The organism is Catellatospora aurea (genome assembly GCF_042663325.1).
Taxonomy (GTDB): Bacteria; Actinomycetota; Actinomycetes; order Mycobacteriales; family Micromonosporaceae; genus Catellatospora; species Catellatospora aurea.
In genome coordinates this window covers 191,523-218,398 of the sequence record NZ_JBHTAC010000001.1, presented here as the reverse complement: position 1 = coordinate 218,398, position 26,876 = coordinate 191,523, and the positions used below count along the sequence as shown (strand labels likewise).

Annotated in this window: 23 protein-coding genes and 1 pseudogene; 11 read left to right on the top strand and 13 right to left on the bottom strand. The window is 72.4% G+C overall.

What is annotated here, in order from left to right; translation table 11 throughout:
* The first annotated feature begins 12 nt into the window (after positions 1 to 12).
* Entirely contained in the window at positions 13 to 774 is a 762-nt protein-coding gene (locus ACFQO7_RS01055) for a class I SAM-dependent methyltransferase (protein WP_376804549.1), read from the top strand.
* Between the two features lie 173 nt (positions 775 to 947).
* On the opposite strand, the gene ACFQO7_RS01050 is transcribed toward ACFQO7_RS01055, so the two are convergent.
* Entirely contained in the window at positions 948 to 1,517 is a 570-nt protein-coding gene (locus ACFQO7_RS01050; RefSeq protein WP_376804548.1) for a helix-turn-helix domain-containing protein, read from the bottom strand.
* Positions 1,518 to 1,576: 59 nt separating this feature from the next.
* Between ACFQO7_RS01050 and ACFQO7_RS01045 the strand changes: the two genes are divergently transcribed.
* On the top strand, positions 1,577 to 2,812 hold the full coding sequence (locus ACFQO7_RS01045; RefSeq protein ID WP_376804547.1) for a benzoate/H(+) symporter BenE family transporter: 1,236 nt from the start codon (positions 1,577 to 1,579) through the stop codon (positions 2,810 to 2,812).
* On the opposite strand, the gene ACFQO7_RS01040 is transcribed toward ACFQO7_RS01045, so the two are convergent.
* From ACFQO7_RS01040 to ACFQO7_RS01030, 3 genes are all read right to left on the bottom strand, one after another.
* Complete coding sequence (locus ACFQO7_RS01040) at positions 2,700 to 3,449, bottom strand: alpha/beta fold hydrolase (protein WP_376804702.1); 750 nt, start codon at positions 3,447 to 3,449, stop codon at positions 2,700 to 2,702. The two genes, ACFQO7_RS01045 and ACFQO7_RS01040, sit on opposite strands and share 113 nt — an antisense overlap.
* 206 nt (positions 3,450 to 3,655) lie before the next feature.
* Complete coding sequence (locus ACFQO7_RS01035; protein WP_376804546.1) at positions 3,656 to 4,339, bottom strand: hypothetical protein; 684 nt, start codon at positions 4,337 to 4,339, stop codon at positions 3,656 to 3,658.
* Positions 4,336 to 5,073 carry an ATP-binding cassette domain-containing protein gene (locus tag ACFQO7_RS01030; RefSeq protein WP_376804545.1) on the bottom strand — a complete coding sequence of 246 codons (738 nt, stop codon included), beginning with the start codon at positions 5,071 to 5,073 and terminating at the stop codon, positions 4,336 to 4,338. The genes ACFQO7_RS01035 and ACFQO7_RS01030 overlap by 4 nt, the downstream gene beginning before the upstream one ends.
* A gap of 147 nt (positions 5,074 to 5,220) precedes the next feature.
* Between ACFQO7_RS01030 and ACFQO7_RS01025 the strand changes: the two genes are divergently transcribed.
* On the top strand, positions 5,221 to 6,114 hold the full coding sequence (locus tag ACFQO7_RS01025) for an LLM class F420-dependent oxidoreductase (RefSeq protein WP_376804544.1): 894 nt from the start codon (positions 5,221 to 5,223) through the stop codon (positions 6,112 to 6,114).
* Positions 6,115 to 6,118: 4 nt separating this feature from the next.
* Here ACFQO7_RS01025 and ACFQO7_RS01020 read toward each other — a convergent pair whose 3' ends face one another.
* The gene (locus tag ACFQO7_RS01020; protein WP_376804543.1) at positions 6,119 to 6,769 is read right to left on the bottom strand and encodes an HAD family hydrolase; all 651 of its coding nucleotides are present in this window, start codon (positions 6,767 to 6,769) and stop codon (positions 6,119 to 6,121) included.
* A 138-nt stretch (positions 6,770 to 6,907) separates the two neighbouring features.
* On the opposite strand from ACFQO7_RS01020, the gene ACFQO7_RS01015 reads away from it, so the two are divergent.
* The 3 genes from ACFQO7_RS01015 (at position 6,908) to ACFQO7_RS01005 (ending at position 9,941) form a co-directional block, all read left to right on the top strand.
* Positions 6,908 to 8,062, top strand: coding sequence for an ABC transporter substrate-binding protein (locus ACFQO7_RS01015; protein ID WP_376804542.1), 1,155 nt, complete (start codon positions 6,908 to 6,910; stop codon positions 8,060 to 8,062).
* A gap of 41 nt (positions 8,063 to 8,103) precedes the next feature.
* Positions 8,104 to 8,559: an HIT family protein gene (locus ACFQO7_RS01010; RefSeq protein ID WP_376804541.1), complete on the top strand. Its 456-nt coding sequence runs from the start codon at positions 8,104 to 8,106 to the stop codon at positions 8,557 to 8,559.
* A gap of 251 nt (positions 8,560 to 8,810) precedes the next feature.
* The gene (locus tag ACFQO7_RS01005; protein WP_376804540.1) at positions 8,811 to 9,941 is read left to right on the top strand and encodes a hypothetical protein; all 1,131 of its coding nucleotides are present in this window, start codon (positions 8,811 to 8,813) and stop codon (positions 9,939 to 9,941) included.
* A 47-nt stretch (positions 9,942 to 9,988) separates the two neighbouring features.
* Here the strand turns inward: ACFQO7_RS01005 and ACFQO7_RS01000 are convergent, their stop codons facing one another.
* The 6 genes from ACFQO7_RS01000 to ACFQO7_RS00975 all read right to left on the bottom strand — a co-directional run bounded on the left by ACFQO7_RS01000 (position 9,989) and on the right by ACFQO7_RS00975 (position 18,545).
* On the bottom strand, positions 9,989 to 10,327 hold the full coding sequence (locus tag ACFQO7_RS01000) for a nuclear transport factor 2 family protein (protein WP_376804539.1): 339 nt from the start codon (positions 10,325 to 10,327) through the stop codon (positions 9,989 to 9,991).
* 127 nt (positions 10,328 to 10,454) lie between these two features.
* Complete coding sequence (locus tag ACFQO7_RS00995; protein WP_376804538.1) at positions 10,455 to 11,579, bottom strand: YeiH family protein; 1,125 nt, start codon at positions 11,577 to 11,579, stop codon at positions 10,455 to 10,457.
* On the bottom strand, positions 11,579 to 11,737 hold the full coding sequence (locus ACFQO7_RS00990) for a hypothetical protein (RefSeq protein WP_360536006.1): 159 nt from the start codon (positions 11,735 to 11,737) through the stop codon (positions 11,579 to 11,581). Before ACFQO7_RS00990 ends, ACFQO7_RS00995 begins: the two co-directional genes overlap by 1 nt.
* Before the next feature lie 153 nt (positions 11,738 to 11,890).
* Positions 11,891 to 15,265 carry a 3-keto-alpha-glucoside-1,2-lyase-like domain-containing protein gene (locus tag ACFQO7_RS00985; protein WP_376804537.1) on the bottom strand — a complete coding sequence of 1,125 codons (3,375 nt, stop codon included), beginning with the start codon at positions 15,263 to 15,265 and terminating at the stop codon, positions 11,891 to 11,893.
* 158 nt (positions 15,266 to 15,423) lie between these two features.
* Positions 15,424 to 16,179 (bottom strand): adenosylcobinamide amidohydrolase, encoded by a 756-nt coding sequence (locus ACFQO7_RS00980; RefSeq protein WP_376804536.1) that lies wholly within the window; start codon positions 16,177 to 16,179, stop codon positions 15,424 to 15,426.
* A 155-nt stretch (positions 16,180 to 16,334) separates the two neighbouring features.
* Entirely contained in the window at positions 16,335 to 18,545 is a 2,211-nt protein-coding gene (locus ACFQO7_RS00975) for an MMPL family transporter (RefSeq protein ID WP_376804535.1), read from the bottom strand.
* A gap of 97 nt (positions 18,546 to 18,642) precedes the next feature.
* Here ACFQO7_RS00975 and ACFQO7_RS00970 point away from each other — a divergent pair.
* A pseudogene (locus ACFQO7_RS00970) lies at positions 18,643 to 18,909 on the top strand (Pr6Pr family membrane protein); the annotation flags it as partial.
* On the opposite strand, the gene ACFQO7_RS00965 reads toward ACFQO7_RS00970, so the two are convergent.
* Together ACFQO7_RS00965 and ACFQO7_RS00960 are read right to left on the bottom strand one after the other, a co-directional pair.
* Positions 18,902 to 19,630, bottom strand: coding sequence for a carbon-nitrogen hydrolase family protein (locus tag ACFQO7_RS00965; RefSeq protein ID WP_376804701.1), 729 nt, complete (start codon positions 19,628 to 19,630; stop codon positions 18,902 to 18,904). The pseudogene ACFQO7_RS00970 and the gene ACFQO7_RS00965 sit on opposite strands and share 8 nt — an antisense overlap.
* Positions 19,631 to 19,720: 90 nt before the next feature.
* The gene (locus ACFQO7_RS00960; protein ID WP_376804534.1) at positions 19,721 to 21,199 is read right to left on the bottom strand and encodes a LuxR C-terminal-related transcriptional regulator; all 1,479 of its coding nucleotides are present in this window, start codon (positions 21,197 to 21,199) and stop codon (positions 19,721 to 19,723) included.
* Positions 21,200 to 21,255: 56 nt separating this feature from the next.
* Here ACFQO7_RS00960 and ACFQO7_RS00955 point away from each other — a divergent pair, with 56 nt between their 5' ends.
* The 4 genes from ACFQO7_RS00955 (at position 21,256) to ACFQO7_RS00940 (ending at position 26,856) form a co-directional block, all read left to right on the top strand.
* Positions 21,256 to 21,750 carry a hypothetical protein gene (locus ACFQO7_RS00955; RefSeq protein WP_376804533.1) on the top strand — a complete coding sequence of 165 codons (495 nt, stop codon included), beginning with the start codon at positions 21,256 to 21,258 and terminating at the stop codon, positions 21,748 to 21,750.
* A 277-nt stretch (positions 21,751 to 22,027) separates the two neighbouring features.
* Positions 22,028 to 23,431, top strand: coding sequence for a cytochrome ubiquinol oxidase subunit I (locus ACFQO7_RS00950; RefSeq protein WP_376804532.1), 1,404 nt, complete (start codon positions 22,028 to 22,030; stop codon positions 23,429 to 23,431).
* Positions 23,432 to 23,443: 12 nt separating this feature from the next.
* Positions 23,444 to 24,463: a cytochrome d ubiquinol oxidase subunit II gene (gene cydB, locus ACFQO7_RS00945; protein WP_376804531.1), complete on the top strand. Its 1,020-nt coding sequence runs from the start codon at positions 23,444 to 23,446 to the stop codon at positions 24,461 to 24,463.
* Positions 24,464 to 24,624: 161 nt separating this feature from the next.
* Positions 24,625 to 26,856, top strand: a complete 2,232-nt coding sequence (locus tag ACFQO7_RS00940; RefSeq protein WP_376804530.1) for a M4 family metallopeptidase — start codon at positions 24,625 to 24,627, stop codon at positions 26,854 to 26,856.
* The last annotated feature ends 20 nt before the right edge of the window (positions 26,857 to 26,876 follow it).

Below are 26,876 nucleotides of genomic sequence, written 5' to 3'. Positions count from 1 at the left end.
TGGACTGGCCCGGTGAGATCGTTCGAAGAGTTGCTGGTGGAGGGCGCGAACGCGCCTGTCGACGGGTGGGACTTCGGCTGGTTCGCCGGGCGGGCCACCGAGCAGCGCCCGTCCTGGGGCTACGCTCGGCTGCTGGCCGAACGCGCCGGGACCGCGACGGCCGTGCTCGACGTGCAGACCGGCGGCGGCGAGGTGTACGCCGAAGTGCTGGCACGAGCCGCGCACCGCCCGGCCACCGCCGCCGCGACCGAGTCCTGGCCGCCGAACCTCGCGCTGGCCCGCCGGAACCTCGCCCCGCTGGGCGTGACCGTGGCCGAGGCCGCAGACGGGGCGGCACTGCCGTTCCCGGACGCGTCCTTCGACCTGGTGGCCAGCCGGCATCCGACGGTCACCAACTGGGCCGAGACGGCCCGGGTGCTCGCCCCCGGCGGGCATTACCTGTCCCAGCAGATCGGCGCGGGCTCGATGCGGGAGCTGAGCGAGTTCTTCCTCGGCCCCGTCGACCCGGGCACCGGCCGCCTGCCGCAGACCCTGGCCGCTGAGGCGCAGGCCGCCGGGCTCACCGTGACGGATCTGCGGCCGCAGGCGCTGCGCACCGAGTTCTACGACGTCGCAGCGGTGATCGTCTTCCTGCGCAAAGTGATCTGGACGGTGCCTGGCTTCTCCGTGGAGAGGCACCACGACCGGCTGGTGGCCATGGACGCGCGGATTCGCGCCGACGGCCCGTTCGTCGCCCACTCCCAGCGGTTCCTGCTCGCCGCTCATCGGCCGTGATGCGCGGTCTTGTCCGGTGCGGGACAAGATCGCTGTTTCCGGTCCGAAAGTGAGTCCTGACCTCAGCTTTTGACCCGAAACAGTGATCTTCATCGCGCTGCGCCGCGCTGCGCCGCGCTGCGCCGCGCCGCATCGTGCCGCGCCGCGCCGTGTTGGGCGGGGGCGGGGGCGGGTCAGGGGCGCGGGTAGCGGATGAGGAGGCTGGCGTGGACGGGGTGGGTGCCGACGGCCTCGTAGAGGTGGGGGACGTCGGACTGCCAGGAGATGTGCTCGCCGGGGTGGGCGGTGAGGGGGGCGTCGGCGGGGCCGGCGCGCAGGATGCCGTCGAAGACGGTGACGTGCTCGGTCACCCCGGCGTGGTGCGCGGGTGAGCGCTGGACGGCGCCCGGCGGGACGACCATGCGGTACAGCTCGTAGGTGACCGCGTCGTCGTCGAAGACCTGCAGCAGTGTGGCTTCGACGGCGGTGCCGCGGACCACGCCCGCCTGCTGCCCGGACAGCAGCGTGGTGATCGGCACGCCGAGCGCGGCGGTCACCGACCACAGGGTGTCCAGGGTCGGGTTGCGGGTGCCGTTCTCCAGCCCCGACAGCGTGGCCTTGCCCACGTTCGCCCGCCGAGCCAGCTCCGACAGCGAGATGCCGGCGGCCTCCCGCAGCTGTCGCAGCCGCGGCCCGACGCCCTCGGCGCCGGGCTCCAGGGCCGAGGGTGGGCTGCTGCGGACGGTTGCCGGACGCGAGCTCATGGGGCTATCGTGCACCACAGACAACCGTTCCGTTTGCGGAACGCCAGTGGGAGGTGCACGTGGGCAGGGGAGTGCTGCAGCCGGTGCTGGCCGGGGTGGTCACGGCGGTGGTCGGGTTCGCGAGCACGTTCGCCGTGGTGCTGGCCGGGCTGCGGGCGGTCGGCGCGGACTCGGCCCAGGCCGCGTCGGGCCTGCTGGCGGTATGCGTTGCCGCCGGCGCGACGGCGATCGTGCTGGGCCTGCGGCACCGCATCCCGATCAGCATCGCCTGGTCCACCCCGGGTGCGGCGCTGCTGGCCGCCACCGGCGCGGTCGGCGGCGGGTTCGCCGCCGCCGTGGGCGCATTCCTGGTCACCGGCGCGCTGATCGTCGCGGCGGGGCTGTTCCCGGCGCTGGGCCGGGCGATCGCGGCGATCCCGCGGCCGATCGCGGCGGCGATGCTGGCGGGTGTGCTGCTCGACCTGTGCATCGCCCCGGTGCGCGCGCTGGTCGACGTGCCGCTGCTCGCCGCGCCGATAGTGCTGGTGTGGCTGGTGCTGAACCGCTTCGCGCGGGCCTGGGCGGTGCCCGCCGCGCTGGCCACGGCCGCGGTCGTGATCGTGCTGGACTCCCCGGGCGCGCTGCGCGGAGCCGCCGCCGCGCCGGAGGTCGTGCTCACCGCGCCGGTGTTCACCTGGCAGGCGTTGGTGAGCCTGGCCGTGCCGCTGTTCCTGGTCACCATGGCCTCGCAGAACGTGCCCGGCATGGCCGTGCTGCAGGGGTACGGCTACACGCCGCCGCTGCGCGGCGTCCTGCTCGGCACCGGGGCCGCGACGGCGGTGGCCGCGCCGTTCGGCTCGCACGCGGTGAACCTGGCCGCCATCACCGCCGCGCTGGCCGCCGGCCCCGACGCGCACCCGGATCCGCGGCGGCGCTGGATCGCCTCGGTGACCGCGGGCACCGGCATGATCGTGCTCGGGCTGGGCGCGAGCGCCGCGACGGCGTTCGTGCTCAGCTCGCCGCCGCTGCTGATCGAGGCGGTGGCGGGCCTGGCCCTGCTCGGCGCGCTCGGTGCGGCGCTCGCGTCGGCGACGGAGCAGGCGCAGGGGCGGGAGGCCGCGGTGGTCACCTTCGTGGTGACGGCGTCGGGCGTGGCCCTGCTCGGGATCGGGGCGGCCTTCTGGGGCCTGCTGGCCGGCGGCCTCATGCTGCTGCTGCGACCAGGAACGACTCCACCGTCGCCGCGAACGTCGCCGGATCGTCCACCCACGGAAAGTGACCCGACGCCGGCTGCACCGTCAGCCGTGCCGAGCTGAGCCGCTCGGCCAGCGCGCGTACGGCGTGGCGGGTGGGCCAGATGTCGTGCTCGCCGACCACCAGCAGCATCGGCGCGGCGAGCCCGGCCAGCCGGTCCACCAGCGCCGGATCGGGCTCGTAGCCGGCGTAGAAGCCGTCGGTGGCGGGCCTGGCGAACTCGGCCGGCTCGGCGGCGGCCTGGGCTTTCGCGGCGTCGTTCCACTGCCCGTACAGCAGCGGGGCGGACAGCCACCGCAGCCGTTCGAGGTCCTCGTCGTCGGCGGCCTCGGTGGTCAGCGCCGCGGCGGCCTCGTCGATCCACGGCTCGTGCGAGCGCTCGGCCAGCACGTGCGCCACGTCCAGATCGGACGGCAGCCCGAGCACCCGCAGCGACGGGTCGACGACGACCAGGCGGCGCAGCCGGTCCGGATGTCTGTCGGCGTACAGGAAGCACACGCCGCCGCTGGCGGAGTGGCCGAACAGGTCCATGGTCGGAAGGCCCAGGTGGGCGCGCAGCGCCTCGACGTCGTCGGCGATACGGTCCACCCGGTAGCTCGCCGGATCGGCGGGCACGGCCGAGTCCCCGGTGCCCCGGTTGTCGAGCAGGATCAGCGTCCGCGTGGCCGACAGCCCGCCCAGCTCCCCGAGATACCGCACCGCCTGCCCCGGCCCGCCCGGCACACACACCAGCGGCGGCCCGTCCCCGACGACCCGGTAGGCGAGCTCGGTCCCATCCCATGATCGAAAGCGCTCCACCCACCCCATCCTGCCAGCCCACCCCCTGCCGCAACTCTTAAGGAGTCGCGCCCTGGGCGGCGGGCTGATGCCGCGACTCTTTAAGAGTTGCGGCAGCGAGGGTGGGGTCAGGGGCGGGTGTGGCGGAGGCGGGTGTAGGCGTAGGCGGTGGCGGTGGTCCAGAGGAGGGCGTGGGTGGTGAGGGTGAGGGCGGTGCGGGTGGGGCCGCCGGAGGCGGTGTAGCGGGCGGCGGCCATCAGCGGCGGCACCAGCCAGGGGACGGGGGAGCCGTGCAGGCCCAGGACGACGGCCAGGACGGAGCCGGTGACCAGGACCGCCGCGCCCGTTCCGGCGGTACGGGTGACCGCCCGGCTCGCCAGCGCGCCCAGGGCCACGGCCGGTCCCAGCGCCAGCAGGTGCACGCCGAGTCCGATGAGGACGGCGCGACCGACGGAGCCGCCGGGGTCGACCTTGACGGACTGGAACACCCAGGGCGCGGCGAGCGCGACGGCGATGGTGCCGAGCCCGGCCACGGCGGCGGCCAGCAGCCCGGCGACGGTCTCGCGCGCGGCGGAGCCGAGGGCGACGCGGGCCAGTCGGCGCTGCACGTCCGGCTCGACGTCCAGCAGGATCTTCGTCTGCCAGGCCAGCACGGGGAAGGCGACCAGGGCGGAGACGCCGTACGCCTCACCGGGCTCGGCCCGCCCGCCGCCGTAGAGGATCGACAGCGCGGCGAGGGCGGCGATCAGGGGCGCGACGGCCCGGCCGGTGCGGACGAAGCCGTGCAGCCGCATCCTGGCCAGTGCGATCACGAGCCGACCTCCTCGCGTACCCGCAGCACGTGGTGGCCCTGCTCGCGCAGGCGCGCGACGGCGCCGGCCAGGTCGGCGGCGCTGACCGCCACCTCCACGACGCAGCGCGGGCCGGTGTCGGCGGCGGCGGTGCTCAGTGTGCCGTCGGCGACGGTCCACATGGCCGCGCCGGGCAGCCGCACGGTCTCCCCGCGGTGGTCGCTGACCAGCACCGACCCGCCGCGCGCGGCGACCTCCAGCACGATCCCGGGGACCAGGTCGCGGGTCGCGGCGTCCAGGCCCTCCCACGGCTCGTCGAGGATCAGCAGGTCCGGCGGGGCGAGCAGGGCCTGCGCCAGGCCGACCTTCTGCGCGGTGCCCTTGGACAGCTCGGGCAGTTTGACGTCGCGGAACTCGCCGAGCCCGAGCCGCTGGACCCACTCGTCGACGGCCCGCCCGGCCGCTGCCGGGCCGAGCCCGCGCACCGCGGCCATGGCGCGCAGGTAGCCGTCGACGGTGCTCGGCTGGCCGGCGGGGAAGCGCTCCGGGACCCAGCCCACCACGGTGGGACGGCCGCGCACGTGGCCCTTGGCCGGGCGCAGCACCCCTGCGATGAGCTGGAGCAGTGTGGACTTGCCGGCGCCGTTGCGGCCGAGCACCACCACGATGCCGCCGGGCTCCACCCGGGCCGTGACGTTGCGCAGGACCCATGGGCCACCGCGGCGGTAGCGCAGCCACACGTCGTCGAGATGCACCGGGCGATTGTGCCACCGGCCGCGCCGTACCGGCCATGAGTGATCTTCGTGCGATGCCGTCGGAGCGGACATAGGATGGTGCTTTCGCGCATGTTCGCGTGGTGCCGCGGGGTGGCGGGCCGGGCGGCCGTCGGCAGGAGGATCGCCATGGATCTCGGAGTGCACCTGGTCAGCTTCACGTTCCCGGGCGGGACGGCGGCGATCGGCCCGACGCTGGCCGCGGCGGGCCGGGCGGCCGAGGACGCCGGGGTGGCCAACCTGTCGGTGATGGACCACTACCTGCAGATGGAGGGCATGGACCTGGGCGGTCCGCTGATGCCCATGCTGGAGGGGTACACCACGCTGGGCTTCCTGGCCGCCAGCACCCGCACCACCACGCTGCAACTGCTGGTCACCGGCGTGACGTACCGCCACCCGGGGCTGCTCGCGAAGATCGTGACCACGCTGGACGTGCTGTCCGGCGGGCGGGCCGTGCTCGGCATCGGCGCGGCCTGGTACGACCGTGAGCACGCCGCCTACGGGGTGCCCTTCCCGCCGGTCGCCGAGCGGTTCGAGCGGCTGGAGGAGACGCTGCGCATCGTGCGCCAGATGTGGAGCGACGACGACGGCCCGTTCGAGGGTCGGCACTATCGGCTCGCGGAGACGGTCAACTCGCCGCAGGCGCTGTCCGCCCCGCACCCGCCCATCATGATCGGCGGCGGGGGCGAGAAGAAGACGCTGCGCCTGGTCGCGAAGTACGCCGACGCCTGCAACCTGTTCGCCGGGCCGGGCAGCGCCCCGGAGGAGATCGCGGCGAAGCTCGACGTGCTCCAGCGGCACTGCGAGCGCGAGGGCACCGACTACGACCGCATCCGCAAGACGATCGCCTGGTCTGCGCCGATCACCCCGGACGCGGCCGGCGGAGCCGAGTTCGTCGCGTCGCTGGAGCCGTACGCGAAGCTGGGCGTCACGCAGGTGCACGTGATGCCGTACACGGCCGAGCCGGTGGCCTTCCTGGACGGGCTCGGCGAGCACGTGGTGGGCCGGCTGAAGCAGCTGTGAGCCCTCAGCCGAGGCCGAGCAGCGGCGGGACCTGCGCCATCGCGGTGACCACGTGCTCGGCCCCGGCGACGCGCAGCGTGTCCGGGGAGGCCAGCGCGGCGAGCCCGATCACGGTCATGCCCGCCGCCCGGCCGCCGCGCACCCCGAACGGGCTGTCCTCGATCAGCACGCAGTCCGCCGGGTCGACCCCGATCCGGTCGGCGGCCAGCAGGAACAGGTCGGGCTCGGGCTTGCCCCAGGCCACCATCGACGCGCTGTAGAGGTGCTCGCCGAAGTAGCCGGCCAGCCCGGTGACCCGCAGCCGGAAGGCGATCTCCGGCGGCGTGCCGCTGGACGCCACGCACACCGGCACCGCCGCCGCGCGCAGCAGGTCCAGCAGTTCGCGTACGCCGTCGACGGCGGTCAGCTCGGCGTGCTGGCGGGCCAGCACCTCGCGCTCGTACTCGGCGGGCAGGTCGAAGCCGAGCGGGCGGCCGAGTTCGCGCTCGACGTCGGCGACGCATTCGACGGTGGCGCGGCCCATGTAGCGCTCGATGCTCTGCTCCAGGGTCGTGGGCAGGCCCGCCCGGGTGACCAGTTCCGCGAAGACCGCGTTGTTGATGATCTCCGAGTCCACCAGCACGCCGTCGCAGTCGAACACCACCGCTTTGATCACCCGTACAGGCTGCCACGGTCGGGTGCGTCGGTGCTTCCCGGGTGTGATCGCAGTGTCGCCAAATGGACAAATCGGATGTTTCGCCTGTGCGGTTCGATGGATCATCCACGGCAACGACCCAGTGCGCGGAGGTACGCCATGTCCCGTCAGCTGACCCGCAGATCCGTGCTCGCCGCCGGGCTGGGCCTGGCCGCCGCGCCGCTGCTGCCCGCACACCGGTCGGCCGCCGCCGAACCCCCGCTGCGTGTCGGCGTGCTGGCCGCGCGCACCGGTGTCCTCGTCGAGTACGGCCGCCAGCACCTGCTCGGTGTGCAGCGGCGGGCCGACGGGCTCAACGGCGCGGCCGGGCACGGCGGCACCCACCCCGCCGCGCAGCTGGAACTGCTGCTCCAGGACGTCGGCGACACCCCGGCGACCGCCCGCGAAGCCGTGTCCCGGCTGCTCGACCGGGGCGTGCACGCCATCGTCGGACCGCCCGCCGGCTGGCTCGACGACGCCGTCACCGGAACCGCACAGGCCGCCTGCACGCCGCTCGTGCTCCCGGCCACCGGGCCTGCCCCGACGTCGCCGTATGCCTTCCGCAGCGCGCCCACCGACACGCAGGTGCACCGGGCGCTGCTCGCCGCGATGACGGCAGGCGGCCAGCGCACCGCCGGGGTGCTCCGCCTCGACGTGCGCGACACCCCGGCACTGCGGGAGGCGCTCGCCGCCGAGGCGGCCGGGCAGGGCGCGCGCATCGCGGCCACCGAGACGCTGCCGCTCGACGGCACGGGCCTCGCGGACAAGGTGAAGGCCCTACTGGCGGCGACGCCCGAAGCGCTGCTGCTGGACCTGCCCGCGCCCCTGGCCGCTGCGGCCGCCGCAGCCGCGAAGACCGCCGGGTGGACCGGACCCGTGCTGTCCACACCGGACGCCGCGTCGGCGACGTTCCACCAGCTCGCGGGCGAGGCGGCGGCGGGGGTGCGGGCCGTGAGCCCGTGGCTGCCGGTGGCCGCCGAGGCTCCGGAGGCGCTGGCGAACTGGTCGAGCGTGCGCCGGTTCGCTACCGAACTGGGCACCGCGCCCGCCCCGCCCGCCGGGTACGCCGCCGACGCGGTGACCCTGCTGCACCAGGCGTTCCTCGGCCACCGCGACAAGATGGCCGCGCGCGACCAGCTCGAACGCGCCTGCTGCGTCGGCGTCACCGGCGTGTTCAACCTGACCGCCGACGACCACGCGGGCCTGGCCTCCGACGCGCTCACCATGCTCACCTCCCGCGCGGGAGCCTGGACGACCCTGCCGCCGGCCCCGTGACCACGTCCGCGGGCGGCCTGCGCTGGGCGCACAATGGCGGCATGTCGGATGACTCCGCTGCGCGCGCAGCCGTCGAGGAGGACTGCCTGCTGTGCCGGGTCACCGAGGCGGACGAGGTGTTCCAGCGGCGGCGGGTGTGGGAGGACGAGCACTGGCGGCTGTCGGTGGTGCTCCGGGGCGCGGTCGCGGGGTTCGCGCACCTGGAGCCGCGTAGGCACATCCCGTACATCACGGACCTGGCCGGGCCTGAGGCGGCGACGCTCGGGCCGGTGCTGGCCCGCGCCACCTCGGCGGTGCGCGAGGCGACCGGAGCGGACAAGGTCTACGTGTCCGTCTTCGGCGACCGGGTGCCGCACCTGCACTTCAACCTTGCCCCGTTCCACCCGGGCGGCCCGCTGGTCGGCGGTGCGGGTCAGGTGCGGGCCGATGCGCCCAGGCTCGACCGGGTCGCGCATGAGGCCGCTGCGGCGTCGGTGCGCCGAGTGCTCGGCGGCTGAGGGGAGCGCCGTCGCGCCTGCGCCCCGCATGCCGCCGGCACCGTCCGGTTGCGGATGAAGATCTGTTTTTGCGGACGCCAGCTGCCCCTATAACGGCACCCAGCGTCCACAAAAACAGATCTTGCGGGTGCCGACGACAGTGGTGACTGGGCCAATGGGGCATTTCGGCAATTTTGCGAATTCTTGTCCGGTTTACGCTGTTTGTCGGTAGCGTCAGGGCAGCCCGACCTTCCCCTAGCAGTGGAGAACCCATGCGCCGCACCGTGCGACGTGGTCTCTTGTTGCTGACCACGGCCACCGTCCTCGTCCTCGGCTGGCCCGGCGTCAGTGCGCAGGCCGCCGCCTACCTGAGCCACCGCACCACCGTCGACATCTTCCGCGACGCCGGGATCTCGATCTGGTCCAGCGGCAAGTGCTCCGACCGCGACAACCCGAACTGCACCTCGTTCGAGCGCATCCGCCGCAGCACCGTCGACGGCCTGCTCACCCTGCGCAAGGCAAGCAAGTGCGACCTGCGGGTCACCGGCGGCACCGAGACCGGCCACGGCTCCGGCACGTACACCCACTGGAACGGCTGGAAGATCGACATCAGCAAGTACGACTGCGTCGGCCGCTACATCAAGCGGTACTTCCGCTACGTCGGCTACATCAAGGGCTGGGGTTACCAGTACAAGGCCCCGTCCGGGAACGTCTACACCGACGAGGGCAACCACTGGGACATCCTGTACTACAGCTGCGGCGGCTGCTCCGACGACGATGCCGACCTGGCCCCGAGCCCGTCGGCGAAACCGAGCCCGTCGCCGTCGCCCTCGGCGAAGCCCAGCCCATCGCCCTCGGCGTCTGCGAAGCCGAGCCCGTCGGCGTCCACGAGCCCGTCGGTATCGCCCCTGCCTGGCGCGTCGGTGTCGGCCTCGCCGAGCGCGTCCGCTTCGGCGCAGCCGGTGGTCGCCCCGGTGGTCTCGCCCGGTGTCACGCCTTCGGCGAGCCCGAGCGCCGGTCCGCCGGCGGCAGGCACGACGCCGCAGCCCAGCGCGACCGCACAGCCGAGCACGACGGCGCAGCCCGGCATCACGGCACAGCCCAGTGCGACTGCGGCGGCCCAGCCGGGCCTGGCACCACCGCCCTCGACCCCGTCCGCGGCTCCTTCGGTCACGCCGTCCGCCTCGCCGTCCGTGGGGCCGTCGGCATCGGACGGCAACGTCCCGGTCGCACCACCGGTCGTGGCGGGTCAGGCGGCACCGGAGTCGCCGGTGGCACTGCCGCCGCCTCCGCTGCGCGAGCCGGTGCCGCAGCCGACGAAGCTGCTGCGGGCCGTGGACCCGGAGCCGCGTACGCCGCCCGCGACCATGAACCCGGCAGAGGTGGACGCCCCGCTCGGCTGAGCAGGCGTCGGGCCGGCCGCGGGTGAGCCCGCCCGCGGACGGCCCGGTCAGCCCTTGACGTAGGAGAACTTCTCGGCGATCCGGCCGTCGCGGACCCGGATGACGTCGACGCCGCGCACGTGGCCGGCGCCCCAGTCGTAGCGCCACCGCTGCACCACCAGGTCACCGGCGACGGTCAGCTCCTCGATGTCGAACCGCCCTTCGAGCTGCTCGAACACCGGCCGCCACGCCTCGCGTACCTCGTCGCGGCCCTCGTGCCGGCGGCCGTCCGGGGCGGGGTTCGTGCTCTCGAACACCACGTCGGCCGTGCACAGGTCGAGCGCGGCTTCGAGGTCGTGGTCGTTCCAGGCGTCGTTGAACGCGCCGACCAGCGCGGGTGTGTCCATGGCGTCGACGATAGGGCCGCGTGCGGCACGGGATGTCGAGGCCGGGCCGCGCGCCGGTGCCGGGTTGGCGGACATGGGCCGCGCGCCGGTCCTGTGGCCCAGCGACCGGCGCGCGGAGTTCGGGTCGTCAGGCGGTGAAGCCCGCGAACAGGATCGACGCCAGGCCGAGGCCGATGGCGAGGTTGGCCAGGGTCGCGCCGCCGAACACGGCGACCGGCCGCCAGCCCGCCTCGCGCAGGGCGCTGACGCGCAGCTGCAGGCCGATGCTGACGAAGGCGAGGATCAGGAACCAGGTGCGCAGGTCGTTGATGACCCCGATGTGGGCCTTGGCCTCGGCCGCGCTGACGGTGCCGGCGTACCAGGTGCCGATGGCGGAGGCGGCGATGAAGCCGAGCACGAACTTGGGGAAACGGTCCCACAGCTGGCGCAGGCCGGGGCGCTGCGCGTCGGCGTCCTTCTCGACCTTGAACGCGAAGTAGGCCGTCAGCGCGACCGCGACGATGCCGATCAGCGCGTTCTGGGTGGCCTTGACGATGGTGGCGATCTGCAGGGTCTGCTCGCCCGCGATCGCTCCGGCGGCGGTGACCGCGGCGGTGGTGTCGATGTTGCCGCCGATCCAGGCTCCGGCGACGGCGGGGCTGAGTCCGAACACCTCGGCGAGCCACGGCAGCAGGAAGATCGAGGGCAGCGCGAAGATGATGACCAGGCTCGCCGCGTACGCGAGCTGCTCGCGCTTGGCCCGCACGGCTCCGGCGGCGGCGATCGCGGCGCTGACGCCGCAGATGGACACGGCGGCCGACAGCAGGGCGCGCAGCTTCTCGTCGAGGCCGAGCAGGCCGCCGAGATACCAGGTGATCAGGAAGACGCTGCTGATCAGCAGCACGGCCTGCAGGATCGCCGGCCCGGCGGCCTTGACGATCAGGCTGAGGTTGATCGACGCGCCGAGCAGCACCAGGCCGGTCTTGATGAAGAACTCGGTGCGCACCGCGTCGGCGATGCGCTCGCGCAGCCCGGCGTAGTAGACGATCACGTTGCCGATCAGGCCGAGCGCGATCGCGTAGATCGGGTATTCGACGGCGGCGGCGAACTTCTCCAGGCTGGTGCCCTTGGCCGCGGCCGGGACGGTGTCCTCCAGGTAGCGGGCCACCGAACCGAGGACGAGCACGATGAGCACGCCGAGGATGAGCCACGGCCAGGTGCGGGCGGTGCGCTCGGCGGTCGCGGGCGCGAGGTCCTCTTCGGTGGCGACCATCAGGGCACCAGGCCCGTCGGGATGACGCCGGTCAGCACGAGCGCGACCAGGAGCAGGCCGACGGCGGTGGCCAGCCAGTCTTCGTTGAGCGCGGCGCGCAGGGCGCGGGCGACGGCGTTGGAGTCGGTGGCGGTCTGCTGCGGGGTCAGGTCACTCATGGCGTACGCCTTTCGGGCCGGAGGTGGCGACGGAGTTCATTCTATACAAGGCCGGTAGGATTAGTCGAGATTAGATTTCTTGCCTGGTCACAGGGCTGCGCCCCTGCTGTTGTAGCAGCAGGGGCGCAGCTTTCGTCCTATTTGCGGTAGTGGCTACAGCGGTTCGAGCCAGATGTTGCGGAACCGGGGGTTCGCCCCCGCGTCGCCGTGGTCCTGCAGCCGCAGCGGGCCACCGGACGCACCCTCCGGTGCACCGGCACCGGTGGGTCCGTTGATCGTGATGTCGTTGTGCACCACGAACCCGTTCCACACCACGGTCACCCGGGCGTCGGCGATCTTGTTGCCGGAGCCGTCGAACCGCGCGGCCCGGAACACGATGTCGTACGACTGCCAGGTCTCCGGCGCGCCCGCCGCGTTCACGGTGGCGGCCGCCTTGGTGTAGATCGCGCCCGCCTCGGTGTTGTCCAGCGCGGTGTCGCCGTACGAGTCCAGCACCTGCAACTCGTACCGGTCCTGCAGGTAGATGCCGCTGTTGCCGCGCTGCTGGCCGGTGACGTTGGCCGGGTAGAGCGGCTCGTACCACTCGACGTGCAGCTTGAAGTCGCCGAACGCCTGCCGGGAGCGGATGTCGCCGCCCAGCGACTCCAGCGAGCCGCCGGAGAACGGCCACGTCGCCGCGCCGCCGCTGGAGTTCTGCCACGAGGCCACGTCGTCGCCGTCGAACAGCTGGATGCGCTGGCCGCTGCCGGCCGCCGCCCAGCGCTGGCTGAGCACCCCGGCGGGCTGCCAGATGTGCAGCTGGGTGCCGTCGGCGGAGCTGCCCGACAGCGCGTCGAGCACCTTGCCCGACTGCGGGTTGAGGATCGTGCCGTCCGGCTGCGGCTGCCAGACCTGCGAGCCGGTGCCGTTGCAGTTCCACAGCTGCACCTTGGTGCCGTTGGCGGTGCCCGCGTTGTCGACGTCCAGGCACTTGCCCAGCGCCTGGTAGGTGCTGCCGACCCGGCTCCAGCGCTGCGCGGCCGAGCCGTTGCAGGTGTACAGCTGGATCTTCGTGCCGTTGGCGGTGCCCGCGTTGTCGACGTCGACGCACTTGCCGCCGATGCCGACGATCGGCCCGGCCCCGCCGGTCAGCGTGAGCGCGTCGAGGTTGACGTGCCCGGTGTCGCCGCTGTCGTACTTGATCGCGATGGTGTTCGCGCCCGCGTTGAGCACGACGCTCTCGGTGATCGTCGACCAGGTGTCCCAGTTGCCGGTGTTGCCCATGGTCACCTGGCGCTGCTTGACGCCGTTGACGTACAGGCTGACGGTCTTCGGCCCGACGAACGGGTTCGGCCCGTTGCTGTAGCGCACCGCCGCCTGGTAGGTCCCGGCCGTGCCCGCGGTCACCGTGAACGTGGTGGTCGCGCCCAGCGTGCCGTACCCGGCGACGAAGCCGGTGCCGGTGTAGCCGGTGTGGTCGGTGGCGACCGTCGCGCCGCCGGTGCGGGCCGCCGACTCGGCCTGGTAGATCCCGTCCGCCGGGGGCGGGGTCTGGCCGGGGATGGCGTTGAGGGTGTACCAGGCCTCGGTGCTCCACAGCGAAGCGCCGGTGCTGGAGGTGAACGGGCGCGGCGAGCGGATGTGCACGACCCGCCCGGCCAGCCGGCCGTCGACCGCCAAGGTGACCTTCTTGCCGTCGGCGGACAGCGTCGCCGAGGTGACGGTCAGCGTCTGCTCGTCGAGCTTCGGGCCGCCGTAGTCGGCCGTGGCCTGGTAGCGCCACTGCTTGAGCTTGTACGCCGAGGCCAGGCTCGCCGCGGTCGCCGCCGACAGGGGCTGGGTGTACTCGATCTCGAACCCGGCCCCGGTGGCCCGCACGGCCAGGATGTCGAAGACCGACGTGCTGTTCGGGGTCAGCTTCTGCAGGCCGTAGGTCAGCTTGCCGGACTGGCCCCAGTTGCCGCCCGCGCCGAGGCCGCCGAGGTAGATCGCCCCGTCGGGGCCGATGTTGACCTCGGAGACACCGGCCTCCAGGCCCTGTGTCATCCGGAACAGCGCGCCCTGGTACTCCCCGTTGACCTTCTCCACGAACGCCCGCTGCAGGCCGCCGTAGGTCACGTCGCCGATCACGAACTGCCCGGCGTACACGCCGCTGGGCAGCAGGATCGGGGTGCTCGGCGAGTTGGCGATCTCGTTCTGCGGCATCCACAGCACCGGCGGGGTCACCGGCGCGGTGTCGAACGGGCCCGCAGGGGTGGTGTAGTGGTTGAAGAACCGGCCCTGCTTGATGTGCAGCAGCTTCGACGAGGGCAGCCAGCCGCCCTGGTTGTCGGTGACGAAGACGCCGTTCTCCGGGCCCCAGCCGATGCCGTGCGGGGTGCGCAGGCCGCCCGCGATGTAGGACACCGCGCCGGTCGCCTTGTTCACCTTGATCGTGGTGCCGCGGTTGGTCGCGGGCTGCGGCACGGTGGTCGCGCCGCCGTAGTTGATCGACACCGACAGGTTCAGGTAGAAGGACCCGTCGGCGTACAGCAGGCCGAACGCGAACTCGTGGAAGTTGCCGCCGAACGGCCAGGTCGCGATGGTGTTGTACTGGTCGGCCACGTCGTCGCCGTTGGTGTCGAGCAGCTGCGTCAGCCGCTGCTTCTCGGTGACGTAGACGACGCCGTCGACCACCTTGAGGCCCATCGGCTCCTTGAGGTTGCCGGCGATCTTCTTCGTGGTCACGTTGCCGGGGCTGGTCGCCCCGCCGGTGTTGGCCAGCACGAAGACCTCACCGGCCTGCGACGTGCCCGACTGGTCGGTGCCGCCCCAGGTGCAGATGACCAGCCGCCCGTCGGGCAGCCAGTCCATGCCGGTCACCTTCGGCTGGAACGTGCCCGGCCGCAGGTTGGTCAGCGTGTACCCGGGGTGCACGCCGGTCAGCGGCAGGCCGTCGCCGGGGGAGTCGGCCACGCCCTCGCACTCCTTGCGGCCCGGCGCGGTCACCCGCACCACCCCCGCGTCGGTGCTCAGCGCCGAGTTCGGCACCAGCGTGAACGTCGACGAGCCCGGCGTACGCCACTCCAGGGTGAGCTGCTGGCCGCCGGTGCGCTCGAAGTAGTCGATGCGCAGCGCGTGGTAGCCGGTGGTCAGGTTGACCGTGCCCTCCATCGCGGTCGCGCCGTGCAGGCCGTCGTGGTTGACCACCATCGCGCCGTCGATCATCAGCTCGGAGCCGTCGTCGCTGGTGAGCCGGAAGGTGTACGCGCCGGCCGTGGTGATGTTGACGTTGCCGAGCACCTGGGCGAGGAACAGGTCCTCGAACCCGAAGTCGGCGGCGGTGGTCCAGTTGACCGTCGGCATCAGCTTGTCGACGTTCGGGGTCTGGCCCGGCTTGAGGACGCAGATCTCGTTGAGCGGCACCTGGAGGTCGAACACGCGCAGGGTGACGCCGGGTTCCTGGGTCGGGATCGCCGCGGCGGGCGCTGCCCATACCCCGCCCGCGAGGGCGAGCGCCAGGGATACCAGCACGGGACCGCGAATTCGGCGTAGCAGTCGTCTGCCCATCGTTGCTCCTGGGGGAGGAGAGAGGTGGCCGTGCCCGGGTGGTCATCGACGCCGACGATTAACACACCAGAAACATCGGAGGGTGGATCGAGACATTAGACGCTTTCGATCGCGCTGTCCATATCTTTCGATCAGTACTGCAAAAGTTCTTGCCGTCTCTACGAAAGTCGCCGGGCGCGGTATCGCAGAGCGGCCTCCAATGTGGCCGTATGCACTGCTCGCGCCAGCCGCGATCCCCACTCCGAGCGCGGCCCGCAGAACAGGACCTCCTCGCCCGCCTCCCGTGCGGCCACGCACACCGCGTCGGTGGGCGTGCCCGAGGCGTCGAACCCGGCGTCGAGCAGCGCCTGCACCTTCGCCTCGGTCGCGGTGGCCACCGCGTTGACCATCGCGCCGGGTGACAGGGCCACCGGCAGCGCGACGACGATGTTGACGGTGCCCGGGACGGGCGCGGCCCTGCCCGGCGCGGGCTGGCCCGCCGTCGGCTCGGTCGCCGCGGGTGCGATGGTCCGGTGTGTGGTGGACGCTGCGGCTTGTGTGGTCACCGTTGGGTCCGCGGCCCACCCGCACACGCCGATCCCGGCCGTGACCAGTGCCTCGACGCCGCCGACGGTGGCGAAGGCGCCCTCGGTCACGCGGGCGGCCGTCATCAACCCCACGCCGCGGCCGGTCATGCCGTGCCGCTGGGCGATCTCGGCCAGGTGCCGGTCCGGGTCCAGGCGGGTGTATCCGTGGCCGACCTGGGCGTTGAGCACCCACGCCCGGGGGCCCGTGCCGCCGCCGAGCACCGCACTGGAGATCATCTGCCAGCCGTCGCCGGCCCGCCACAGCAGCGCCGGCCAGGCGCCCGACGCGTCCTCGTGGTGGACGAGCAGGGCGCGCAGCAACGCGGCGTCGGGGTGGGGGATCGGCACACGGCACCCTAACGTGGTCGCCGACCCCGCCGCGCCGGAGGCGACTTGTGTCGACGTTGGCCTATCTCATCGAATTTGATCTGCGCCCAGTCGATGTGATAGGCCAACGTCGGCCGGCGGGGCGGCGGGGTGGATGGCGGTGGCGGTCGCCTTCGTCAGGGGTGGGGTGGGCGGGCGGTGGCGGCCGCCTTCGCGGATTGGGTGCGGCGGGGGCGGGGAGGAGTCGGCGGGGCCGTCGTGGGAGTGGTCGGCGGCGCGGTGCCGGTCGGCAGCGCGGTGCCGCGGGCGGGCCACCAGTTGGCGCGGCCGAGCAGGGACATCACGGCGGGCAGCAGCAGCCCGCGGACCACGGTCACGTCCAGCAGCACCGCGACGGCCATGCCGACGCCGATCTCCTTGACCGCGATCAGCTCGCCCAGCGCGAAGCCGAGGAACACGATGCCGATCGACACCGCGGCAGCGGTGACCACCGGGCCGGTGGCGGTGATCCCGGCGAGCACGGCCCGGTCGCCGGCGGCACGCGAGTCGCCGCCACGGCGCGCCCACTCCTCCCTGATCCGGGCCAGCAGGAACACCTCGTAGTCCATGGACAGGCCGAAGATGAACACGAACAGCAGCAGCGGCGTCGTCAGGTCCAGGGCACCCCAGGGCGTGAAGCCGAGCAGGCCCGACCCCCAGCCCCACTGGAACACCGCGACCAGCACGCCGAGCGTGGCGACCATCGTCAGCAGGTTCATCAGCAGCGCCTTCACCGGCACCACCAGCGAACCGGTGAGCAGGAACAGCAGCAGGAACGTGGCGGCCACGACGACTGCCAGCGCGACGGGCAGCCGGTCGCCCGTGGCGTCCTTCGCGTCGACGAGCTGCGCGGCGGGACCGGCCACCAGCACCGGCACCGTGGTGTCGAGCGCGCGCAGGTCGCGTACCAGCTGCTGGGTGCGCTCGCCCGCGGCCGGGCCGGGCAGCTCCACCTCGGCGACGACGGCCTGCGGCGGCACGTTCTCCCGCAGGTCCACATCGGTCACGCCGGGCAGGGCGCGGATCCGGGCCAGCAGCGACCGCACCGCCGGATCGGCTGCCCCGGCCTCGATCACCACGGGCACCGGCTGGGGATACTTCGCGGCGAAGTGGCGCTCGTACGCCTCATACGCCTGCCGGGACTCGCTGCTCGCGGGCAGTGAACGGGCGTCGGAGTCGGCCAGGTTCACGTGCAGCAGCGGCACGCCCAGCGTGAGCAGGGCGGCGCTGACCGCGAGCGCGACCGCGGCGGGGCGGCGCTGTGCGAACGCCGCCGAGCGGGCCAGCAGCCCGGGGCCGCGCCGGGCGGGACGCCGCCACACCCAGGTCCGGGTGCCCGGCGCGGGGATGCGCCGGTGCGCGACCGCGATCAGCGCGGGCACCAGCGTCAGGCCGGTCGCGGTCGCCAGCAGCACGACCAGCGCACCGCCCAGCGCCATCGCGGCCAGCAGCGGATCGGCGAACACGAACAGGCCCGACAGCGCGACCCCGACCGCCAGCCCGGACACCAGCACGGCCCGCCCGGCGGTGGCCACCGTCCGCGCCAGCAGGTCGGGGATCGGCGCACGCGGGTCGGCGGCGCGCTCCTCGCGGAACCGGGCCACGATCAGCAGGCTGTAGTCGACGGCCAGGCCCAGACCGAGCAGCGTGACCACGTTGACCGTGTACTCGCTGACGCCGGTCATCCCGGCCAGCCCGGTCAGGGCGAGCAGGGTCGCGGCGACCGTGGCCAGCGCCGCGCCCAGCGGCAGGCTGCCCGAGGCCAGGCCGCCGAGCATGACGACCAGCGCCCCGCACAGCACCACCAGCGCCACCGACTCGCCGAGCGCGGCGTCGGCGATCGCCTGGTCGCCGAAGTCGCGCTCGGCCAGCAGTTTGCCGCCGACCAGCACCTCCGGCATGTCCATCCGGTGCAGCGCGGCACGCACCTTGTCCGCGGCAGCGAGCGCCTCGTCGTCGCTCAGCTCAGGCGACAGCTCGACCACGACCATACTGCGCTGGTAGTCGGGCGTGATCTGCGACGAGCCCGCCGTCCACGGATCGGTGACCTTGGCGACGCCCGGGATCGCCCGGATCTCGAACATGACCCGAGTGGCCTGGTTGACCAGGTCCGTGGCGAAGAAGTTGCGCCCCGACAGCACCGCCACCACCTGCTCGCCGGTCGGCGTCAACGCGTCCAGGCGGGCCTGCGCGACGGTCGAGGGCGCGCCGGGGCGCAGGTCGTCCAGTGGCTCCGTCCGGTCGTAGACCGTGCCGCCGAAGACCGCACCGCACAGGGCGATCCCGGCCCAGACCGCGATCACGGCGTACCGCCCCCGGGCCGTGAGCCGACCGAGCCGTGCGAGCATCGCGTCCTCCAAGGCGTGACCATGCCGATCTTTCGATCGCCGGACGCCATGAAATACCCCCGACCGTCCGAACGCAACAGGCTCGTGGCGGGGGACTGTTCACTGCGACCGGGTGCGCTGGTGGCACGCCGGGGCCTGGCTCGCCTACCCCCTGGCCTACCTGGCGTTCGCACTGGTACGCGGCGCGCTCACGGGACGGTACCCGTACCCCTTCATCGACGTGGCGGCGCTGGGCTACGGCGCGGTCGCGGTCAACGCCCTGGTCTTCTCCGTGTTGTTCTTCCTGCTCGGCCTGCTGCTGATAGGCCTGGGCGAACTGGCCCGCAGAATTCGGCGCGCCCCGGCCGTCGAGCAGATCAGCTGACGGTCGCCGTCACCATGCCCGTCGTGCCGAGGGGGACCTGCGCGACGACCTGTCCCGCGGGGTTCAGCACGCTGGTCGGGCCGTAGCCGATCCGCAGCTCGTCGCGCTCTCCGGTCACGTCGGCGGAGATCAGCCACATCCGGGTCTCCCGGGCCCGAGCCGCCCTGATCTCATGGTGCCGGTCGCGCCACTCCCACGCGGCCGGCCGCCGCATCATGTTCTGCGCCGGCACCAGCAGCACCCGCGCGCCCTGCCCCGCTACCGCGGCGGCGGCTTCGGGGAACCGGGTGTCGTAGCAGATGTTGATGCCGAACCGGACGCCGTTGCGGACGAACGTCGGATACGACCCGCCGCTGTCGAAGTACCGCTCACCGTCGGTGAGATGGGTCTTGCGGTAGACGCCGGCGAGTTCACCGCCGGTGACCACCACTGCCGAGTTGTACAGCGCGTCGCCGTCGCTCTCGATCAGGCCGAACACCAGCGTCTGCCGCACCGGGCGCAGCCGTCGCAGCACGGCGGCGAACCCCGGCGAGCCGAGGCTCAGCGCGTGCCTGTTCAGGTGCCCCGGCTCCACCAGGTATCCCTGCAGGAATCCCTCCGGGAACAGCAGCAGGTCGAGGTCGCGCGCGTCGTCGCGGGTCGCGAAGGCGGCGATGCAGGCGACGGCCGCGTCGATGTCGCCGAGCAGTTCCGGCGTCTGGCACGCGCCGATCCGCAACATCCCGCCCACGTACCGCACGATAGCGGGCCGTGCCTGACAGGACCGCCGGGATCTAGAAGGTCTGTGGTCGCTAGAGCGACAACAGAGCTTCTAGATCGGATGGTCGCGCGCCATGGTGGCCGAGGCGAGTTCGGTGCGGTTGCGTACGCCGACTTTGCGGAAGATGTTGCCGAGATGGAACTCGACGGTCTTGGCCGAGACGCCCAGCAATTCCGCGACCTCCCGGTTGCTGAGCCCGCCCGCGACGGCTCGGGCGACCCGAGTCTCCGCCTCGGTCAGCTGTGGCCCGTCGGACAGGTCCGGTCGCGGCTCGGCCGCGCCGGGCCGTCGACCGTCCGGCGGAACCCGCGCTTCGGACCGGGTGAGCAGCGGCTCGGCGGAGCGGGGCGCGGGGATCCGGGGCACGCCGCGCGGCGCGCCGAGGTGTTGCAGGTCGGCCATGACGCGGGCGAGCAGGCCGGCCGCGCCGATCGTGGCGTATCCGGTGCAGGCGACCTCCAGCAGCCGGACCGCGTCGGCCCGGCGGCCGAGCCGGGCGTGCTGCGCGCCCAGCAGCCAGGCCATCCGCGGCCGGGAGAGCCGCTCGACGGGCCGGTTCAGCCCGGCCAGGGACGCCTCGAAGCGGGCCATCGCGGCGGCGTCGGCCGGCTGGGCGATCCACGAGCGCCAGGCGGGCAGCGCGGGTGCGCCGGGCCAGCCGAGCGGCGGGTCGGGCATCCCGGCCAGCAGCGCGGCGGCGGCCTCGGGGCGGCCGTGCAGGGCGTAGTGGGTGGCCAGTTCCCAGCGGTGCTCGAAGATCAGGCCCGAGTTGGCCCCGACCACGGTGCCGACCAGGTACTCCAGCACGCCGAGCCAGGCGTCGGTGTCGCCCGAGGCCAGGTGCAGCGCGGCTGCGCACTCGGCGATGTGCGCCGCGACCCAGGCCGACCCGGACCGGGCCGCGAGGTCGCGGGACTGCTCCAGGCAGGCGGCCGAGGCGGTCAGGTCCCCGCACATCGCTTCGATCTTGATCAGCCACGAGGCGGCCTCGGCCTCGATGTCGATCCGTCCGGCCGCGCCGGCCAGCCGCCGCGCGTCGCGCAGCCCGGCCCGGCCCCGCAGCAGGTCGCCGCTCCAGGCGTCGCCGAGCGCGAGCATGGACGCCAGCCGCGCCCGGCGGGCGGGGTCGGCGTCGGCCTTGGCCACGAGGTGGGCGAAGCGCGGCCGGACCTCCTGCGGACGCATCAGCTGCAGTGTGCAGATGAGCGCGCATTCCAGGTAGAGAGGGTCGGTGTGCAGGCGGTGCGTCTCGGCGAGCCGCAGCGCGGTCTCCAGATGCCGGGTAGCGTGCGGTTTCCTGGTGCGTACGCCGACGACCCCGGCGACGGTGTGGAACAGCACCTCGGTCTGCGGCCGGGCCGGGTCGGAGCGCAGCGCGGCGAGCCGGTCGGCCAGCGGCCGCAGGGTGGTCGCGTCCGCGGTGCGGGACATGCTGAAGAACGCCTCGGCGATCAGCCGGGCGGCGGCCACCGGCTCGCCGGCTCGCCGGGCGTCGGCCAGCAGGCGATCGGCATCGACATCGGGAAACACGCGCACAGAGTAGTGGGGCCGTACCAGGGAAATCCCCAGGTCGTGAGGGGGTGCGAGTGGCGGGATCACGACAGCGGGTGGACGGCGCGGCGGCGGTGCGCGACATGCGCGGCCAGCTCGACCAGCCCGACGGCGGCACGGACTCGACGCACGAGGGCACCTCCCGCGACGACCTCGACGGTCCCGAGGACAGCTACTCCGGTGTCACCGACTACCCCGAGGACGTCGGCGGTTACGTCGACCCCGACGAGGCGTACCGCGGGATCGTCACCGAGGAGATGGTGGACGGCGTGCTGCGGCTGCGCGGCGCGGCGGTGAACGCGGTCCAGGGCTGGCACGCGCCCGGGACGGACGGGACGCCCGACGACGTGCGCGACCCCAGCACGATCATGCTGGTCGACGACACCGCCGGGGATGTGTACCTACTGGTCGAGCCGACCCGGCTGGCCGCCGTGCCGCTGCCCGAGAGCCGTCCTGACCTGCCGAACCCGATGGACCGGGTGCCGCCGCGAGTGCCCGGCACGGGAGGCGGGTGCGACGGACTCTGCTGACGCTCGGCCGGGTGGCGGTGATCGGCCGCCACCCGGCCTGCTCGCCGCGCGGGCGGGAATCGCCTTCCTGGGGGAGCGTGGGAGCGCTTTCAGATCGTCAGAATTCAGCCGACCCGGCATTCGCATAGACGTTTCCAAATGTCTTCCGGATGGGCCGCGAAGGCGGACAGTGACGCACGAGCGTGACTCAGCTCGCATCCGGGGGATACGCCGTCATTCAGCTCATGTTCAGGGAGCACTCTGCTGCCAGTAGCCTCGCACAGGCAGGAGTCCCGGCATGGACGTGACTGATCTGGCCCGCTGGCAGTTCGGTGTCACCACCGTCTACCACTTCCTTTTCGTGCCGCTCACCATCGGCTTGGTGTTCATGGTGGCCGCCTTCGAGACGGCCTGGGTGCGCACCGGCGACGAGAAGTGGCTGAAGCTCACCAAGTTCTACGGCAAGCTCTTCCTGATCAATTTCGCGATGGGCCTCGTGACGGGCATCGTGCAGGAATTCCAGTTCGGCATGAACTGGAGCGAGTACTCGCGCTTCGTCGGCGACGTGTTCGGCGCGCCGCTGGCCATGGAGGCGCTGGTCGCGTTCTTCCTGGAGTCGACGTTCCTCGGCCTGTGGATCTTCGGCTGGGACCGGCTGCCGAAGCGGATCCATGCGGCCTGCATCTGGGTCGTCGCGGTCGGCACCGTGCTCAGCGCGTACTTCATCCTGGCCGCGAACTCGTGGATGCAGAACCCGGTCGGCTACCGCATCAACCCGGACACCGGCCGCGCCGAGCTGACCGACATCGTCGCCGTGCTGACCAACAAGGTCGCGCTGATCACCGTGCCGCACACCGTGGCCGGCTGCTTCCTGGTCGCGGGCGGCCTGGTCACCGCGGTCGCGGTCTGGCACCTGGTGCGCCGTCCCGGCCAGGACACCGCCACGTACCGCAGCGCCGTGAAGATCGGCGCGTGGACCACCCTGGTCGCGATGGGCGCGATGCTGCTCACCGGCGACATCCAAGGCAAGATCATGACCGAGGTGCAGCCGATGAAGATGGCCGCCGCCGAGGCGCTCTACGAGTCCGAGCAGCCCGCGCCGTTCTCAGTGTTCACCGTCGGCACGCTCGACGGCAGCCGGCTGATCTGGTCGGCGGAGATCCCCGGCCTGCTGTCGTTCCTCGGCACCGGCAGCTTCGACGGCCGGGTCGAGGGCATCAACGACCTGCAGGCCGAGTACGAGCAGAAGTATGGCCCCGGCGACTACTCGCCGAACATCCCGCTGACCTACTGGACGTTCCGCTTCATGATCGGCCTGGGCGCGGCCGCGGCGCTGCTGGCGCTGTGGTCGCTGTGGTCGATCCGCCGCGGGCGCACGCCGACGAACCGGTGGCTGGTGCGCACGCTGCCGTTGCTGCCGCTGCTGCCGCTGGCGGCCAACTCCACCGGCTGGATCTTCACCGAGATGGGCCGCCAGCCGTGGGTGGTGTTCGGCGAGCTGAAGACGGCCGCCGCCAACTCGCCCAACGTCGGAGCGGGCGAGCTCATCACGTCGCTGGCCGTCTTCACCCTGGTGTACGGCGTGCTGGCCTTCATCGAGGTGCGGCTGCTGCTCAAGTACGCCCGCGCCGGGCTGCCCGACGTCACCCCGCCACCGGTGGCCGAGTCCGACGAGGACCGCCCGCTGGCCTTCGCGTACTAGGAGAGGTGCGCCATGGAACTGACCACCCTGTGGTTCCTGCTGATCGCGGGACTGTTCGTCGGCTACTTCGTGCTGGAGGGCTTCGATTTCGGCGTGGGCATGCTGGTGCCCGTGCTCGGCCGTGACGACCGGGAGCGCCGGGTCGTCATCAACACCATCGGGCCGCTGTGGGACGGCAACGAGGTCTGGCTGATCACCGCGGGCGGGGCGATGTTCGCCGCGTTCCCCGAGTGGTACGCGAGCCTGTTCTCCGGGTTCTACCTGCCGCTGCTGCTGATCCTGCTGGCGTTGATCCTGCGCGGGGTCGCCTTCGACTTCCGCGGCAAGCGCCCGGAGGCGGCCTGGCGGCGGCGCTGGGACTGGTGCATCGTGTTCGGCTCGGCGGTGCCCGCGTTCGTGTGGGGGCTCGTGTTCGCCAACGTGGTGCGGGGAGTGCCGCTGGATGCCGGCCACAACCACGTCGGCGGCGTGCTCGACCTGCTGAACCCGTACGCGCTGCTGGGCGGGGCGACCATGGTCGCGCTGTTCCTCACCCACGGGGCGATCTTCATCGCGCTGAAGACCAGCGGCGACATCCGGCGGCGGGCGAACGCGCTCGCCGGGCGGGCCGGTATCGGGGCGGCCGCGCTGGCGGTGCTGTTTCTCGGGCTCACGCTGGCGCACCGGGGCGGCACGGCGGCCGTGGTGCTGTCGGTGCTCGCGGCGCTGTGCCTGGTCGGCGGGCTGATCGCGAACCGGCTGCCGGCCCGCGGTGGCGAGGGCCGCCGCGAGGGCTGGGCGTTCGCGGGCACCGCCGCGGCGGTCGCGCTGGCCGTGGCGTCGCTGTTCGCCGGGCTGCACCCGTACGTGCTGCCGTCGACCGTCGAGCCGGCCGTCAACAGCCTCACCGTGCTGAACGCGGCGTCGTCGGCGTACACATTGAAGATCATGTCTTGGGTGGCCGTGGTGTTCGCGCCGATCGTGGTGCTCTATCAGGGCTGGACCTACTGGGTCTTCCGCAAGCGCATCGGTACACAGAACATCCCTGAGTGACCGGATGGTCAGAAAGTGTGACGGCCGTCGCTGAATCGCGCGCGAGTATGTCACACATGAATCTGCATACTCAAGTCTTTCTATGTAAGGGGGTAACAGGGTATCCATAGGGAACTCGTGGCTACCGCCACGAGAACTTTGTGGAGAGTCGGGGAGGACTCGTGAGGAAGATCCTCGCCACTGCCGGCGTGGCCGTCACCGCGGTCGCGTTCGTGGCAGTGTCAGCAACCTCGGGCGCGGCAGCGCCCGACCAGGTCGCGGCGACGCGCGCCGCGTCCGTCGGAGCCAACGCCGCGGACATCCGCTCGTCGGCGTCGGACGGTTACACCGTCGACCGCGTCCGCAAGGACGCCAACGGCGCCACCCACACCAAGTACACCCGCACCTACCAGGGTCTGCGGGTCTACGGCGGTGACTTCGTGGTGCACACCAAGGCCGGCGGCGCTTACGCCGGCGTGTCCAACGGCCTGATCGCGCCCATCTCCGTGGCGACCACCCCGAAGGTCACCGCGGCGAAGGCGCTGGAGACGGCCAAGGCCAACTTCGCCGGCACCATCACCGCCGAGCGCGGGTCGGAGCTGTTCATCGACGCCAGCACCGGTCAGGGCCGCCTGGCCTGGGAGACCACGCTGCATGGCTGGCTGGCCGACGGCCAGACCCCGTCCAAGCTGCACGTCATCACCGACGCGCAGACCGGCGCGCTCATCGGCTCGTTCGACGAGATCGAGACGGTCACCGGCACCGGCAACGGCATCTACTCGGGCAACGTCAGCATCGACACGACGCTGTCGGGCTCGACGTACCAGATGATCGACCCGGTGCGCGGCAACGGCCGCACCTGCGACATGAACAACGGCACGTCGACCTGTACGACGTTCACCGACGCGGACAACGCGTGGGGCACCGGCGCCAACTCCAACCGGCAGTCCGCCGGTGTGGACGCGCACTTCGGCGCGGCCAAGACGTTCGACTACTTCAAGAACGTGCACGGCCGCAACGGCATCTTCGGCAACGGCTCGGGCGTGCCCAGCCGGGTCCACTACGGCAACAACTACGTGAACGCGTTCTGGGACGGCGCGCAGATGACCTACGGCGACGGCTCCAGCAACAGCCGTCCGCTGGTGTCGCTGGACGTCGCGGGCCACGAGATGAGCCACGGTGTGACCGAGGCCCTGGCGGGCCTGGTCTACTCGGGTGAGTCCGGCGGTCTGAACGAGGCCACCTCGGACATCTTCGGCAACATGGTCGAGTTCTACGCGGCCGCGCCGTCGGACCCGGGTGACTACCAGGTCGGCGAGAAGATCAACATCAACGGCAACGGGACCCCGCTGCGCTACATGTACAACCCGTCGCTGGACGGCGCGTCGCACTCCTGCTGGTCGACCTCGACCAACAGCGTCGACGTGCACTACAGCTCGGGTCCGGGCAACCACTTCTTCTTCAACCTGGCCGAGGGCACCGGCGCGACCGCGTACGGCACCAGCCCGGTCTGCGGCTCGGCTCCGGCCGTCGTCGGCATCGGCCGCGCCAAGGCCGAGAAGATCTGGTACCGCGCGCTGGACGTGTACTTCACCTCCAGCACCCGCTACGTGCTGACCAGCAACCCGGCCAACACCGCCCGTGCCTACACCCTGCGTGCCGCCACGGACCTCTACGGCACCTGCTCGGTCGAGTACAAGACCGTCCAGGCCGCCTGGACCGCGGTCAACGTGGCCGGCAGCGACACCGCCTGCCCGACCGGCAACGACTTCTCCCTCGCCGCGTCGCCGGCGTCGGGCTCGGTCAACCCCGGTAGCTCGGTGACCAGCACCATCGCCGCCACCCTGACCAACGGCAGCGCGCAGACCGTCAGCCTGTCGGCCAGCGGCCTGCCGAGCGGCGCGACCGCGTCGTTCAGCCCGACGTCGATCACCTCGGCCGGCGGCACCTCCACGCTGACCATCGCCACCGGCTCGTCGACCCCGTCGGGCACGTACGCGATCACCGTCACGGGCACGGGCGCCAGCTCGACCCGGACCACCACCTACAGCCTGACCGTCAACGGCGCGCCGGGCTGCACGGGCACCAACCCGACCGACGTCACCATCCCGGACAACACGACGGTGACCAGCACCATCACCATCTCGGGCTGCGCCCGCAACGCGTCGTCCACCAGCGCGGTCGCGGTCAACATCATCCACACCTACAAGGGTGACCTGGTCGTGGACCTCGTCGCGCCGGACGGTTCGGTGTACAACCTGCACAACCGGACCGGCGGCAGCGCCGACAACATCAGCCAGACCTTCACCGTCAACCTCTCCACGGAGGCCGCCAACGGCACCTGGACCCTGCGGGTCCGCGACGCCGCCTCCCTGGACACCGGGCGTATCGACACATGGTCGCTGACCCTCTGACCTGATCCTCCCCGGAAAGA

Excerpts from the sequence above, each read along its gene's own strand:
- ACFQO7_RS01025 (WP_376804544.1), top strand. The coding sequence starts at position 5,221 with ATGGATCTCGGAGTGCACCTGGTCAGCTTCACGTTCCCGGGCGGGACG.
- ACFQO7_RS00975 (WP_376804535.1), bottom strand. The coding sequence starts at position 18,545 with ATGCTCGCACGGCTCGGTCGGCTCACGGCCCGGGGGCGGTACGCCGTG.
- ACFQO7_RS01050 (WP_376804548.1), bottom strand. The coding sequence starts at position 1,517 with ATGAGCTCGCGTCCGGCAACCGTCCGCAGCAGCCCACCCTCGGCCCTG.
- ACFQO7_RS01005 (WP_376804540.1), top strand. The coding sequence starts at position 8,811 with ATGCGCCGCACCGTGCGACGTGGTCTCTTGTTGCTGACCACGGCCACC.
- ACFQO7_RS01000 (WP_376804539.1), bottom strand. The coding sequence starts at position 10,327 with ATGGACACACCCGCGCTGGTCGGCGCGTTCAACGACGCCTGGAACGAC.
- ACFQO7_RS01015 (WP_376804542.1), top strand. The coding sequence starts at position 6,908 with ATGTCCCGTCAGCTGACCCGCAGATCCGTGCTCGCCGCCGGGCTGGGC.
- ACFQO7_RS01010 (WP_376804541.1), top strand. The coding sequence starts at position 8,104 with ATGTCGGATGACTCCGCTGCGCGCGCAGCCGTCGAGGAGGACTGCCTG.
- ACFQO7_RS00950 (WP_376804532.1), top strand. The coding sequence starts at position 22,028 with ATGGACGTGACTGATCTGGCCCGCTGGCAGTTCGGTGTCACCACCGTC.
- ACFQO7_RS00995 (WP_376804538.1), bottom strand. The coding sequence starts at position 11,579 with ATGGTCGCCACCGAAGAGGACCTCGCGCCCGCGACCGCCGAGCGCACC.
- cydB (WP_376804531.1), top strand. The coding sequence starts at position 23,444 with ATGGAACTGACCACCCTGTGGTTCCTGCTGATCGCGGGACTGTTCGTC.
- ACFQO7_RS00990 (WP_360536006.1), bottom strand. The coding sequence starts at position 11,737 with ATGAGTGACCTGACCCCGCAGCAGACCGCCACCGACTCCAACGCCGTC.
- ACFQO7_RS00985 (WP_376804537.1), bottom strand. The coding sequence starts at position 15,265 with ATGGGCAGACGACTGCTACGCCGAATTCGCGGTCCCGTGCTGGTATCC.
- ACFQO7_RS00965 (WP_376804701.1), bottom strand. The coding sequence starts at position 19,630 with ATGTTGCGGATCGGCGCGTGCCAGACGCCGGAACTGCTCGGCGACATC.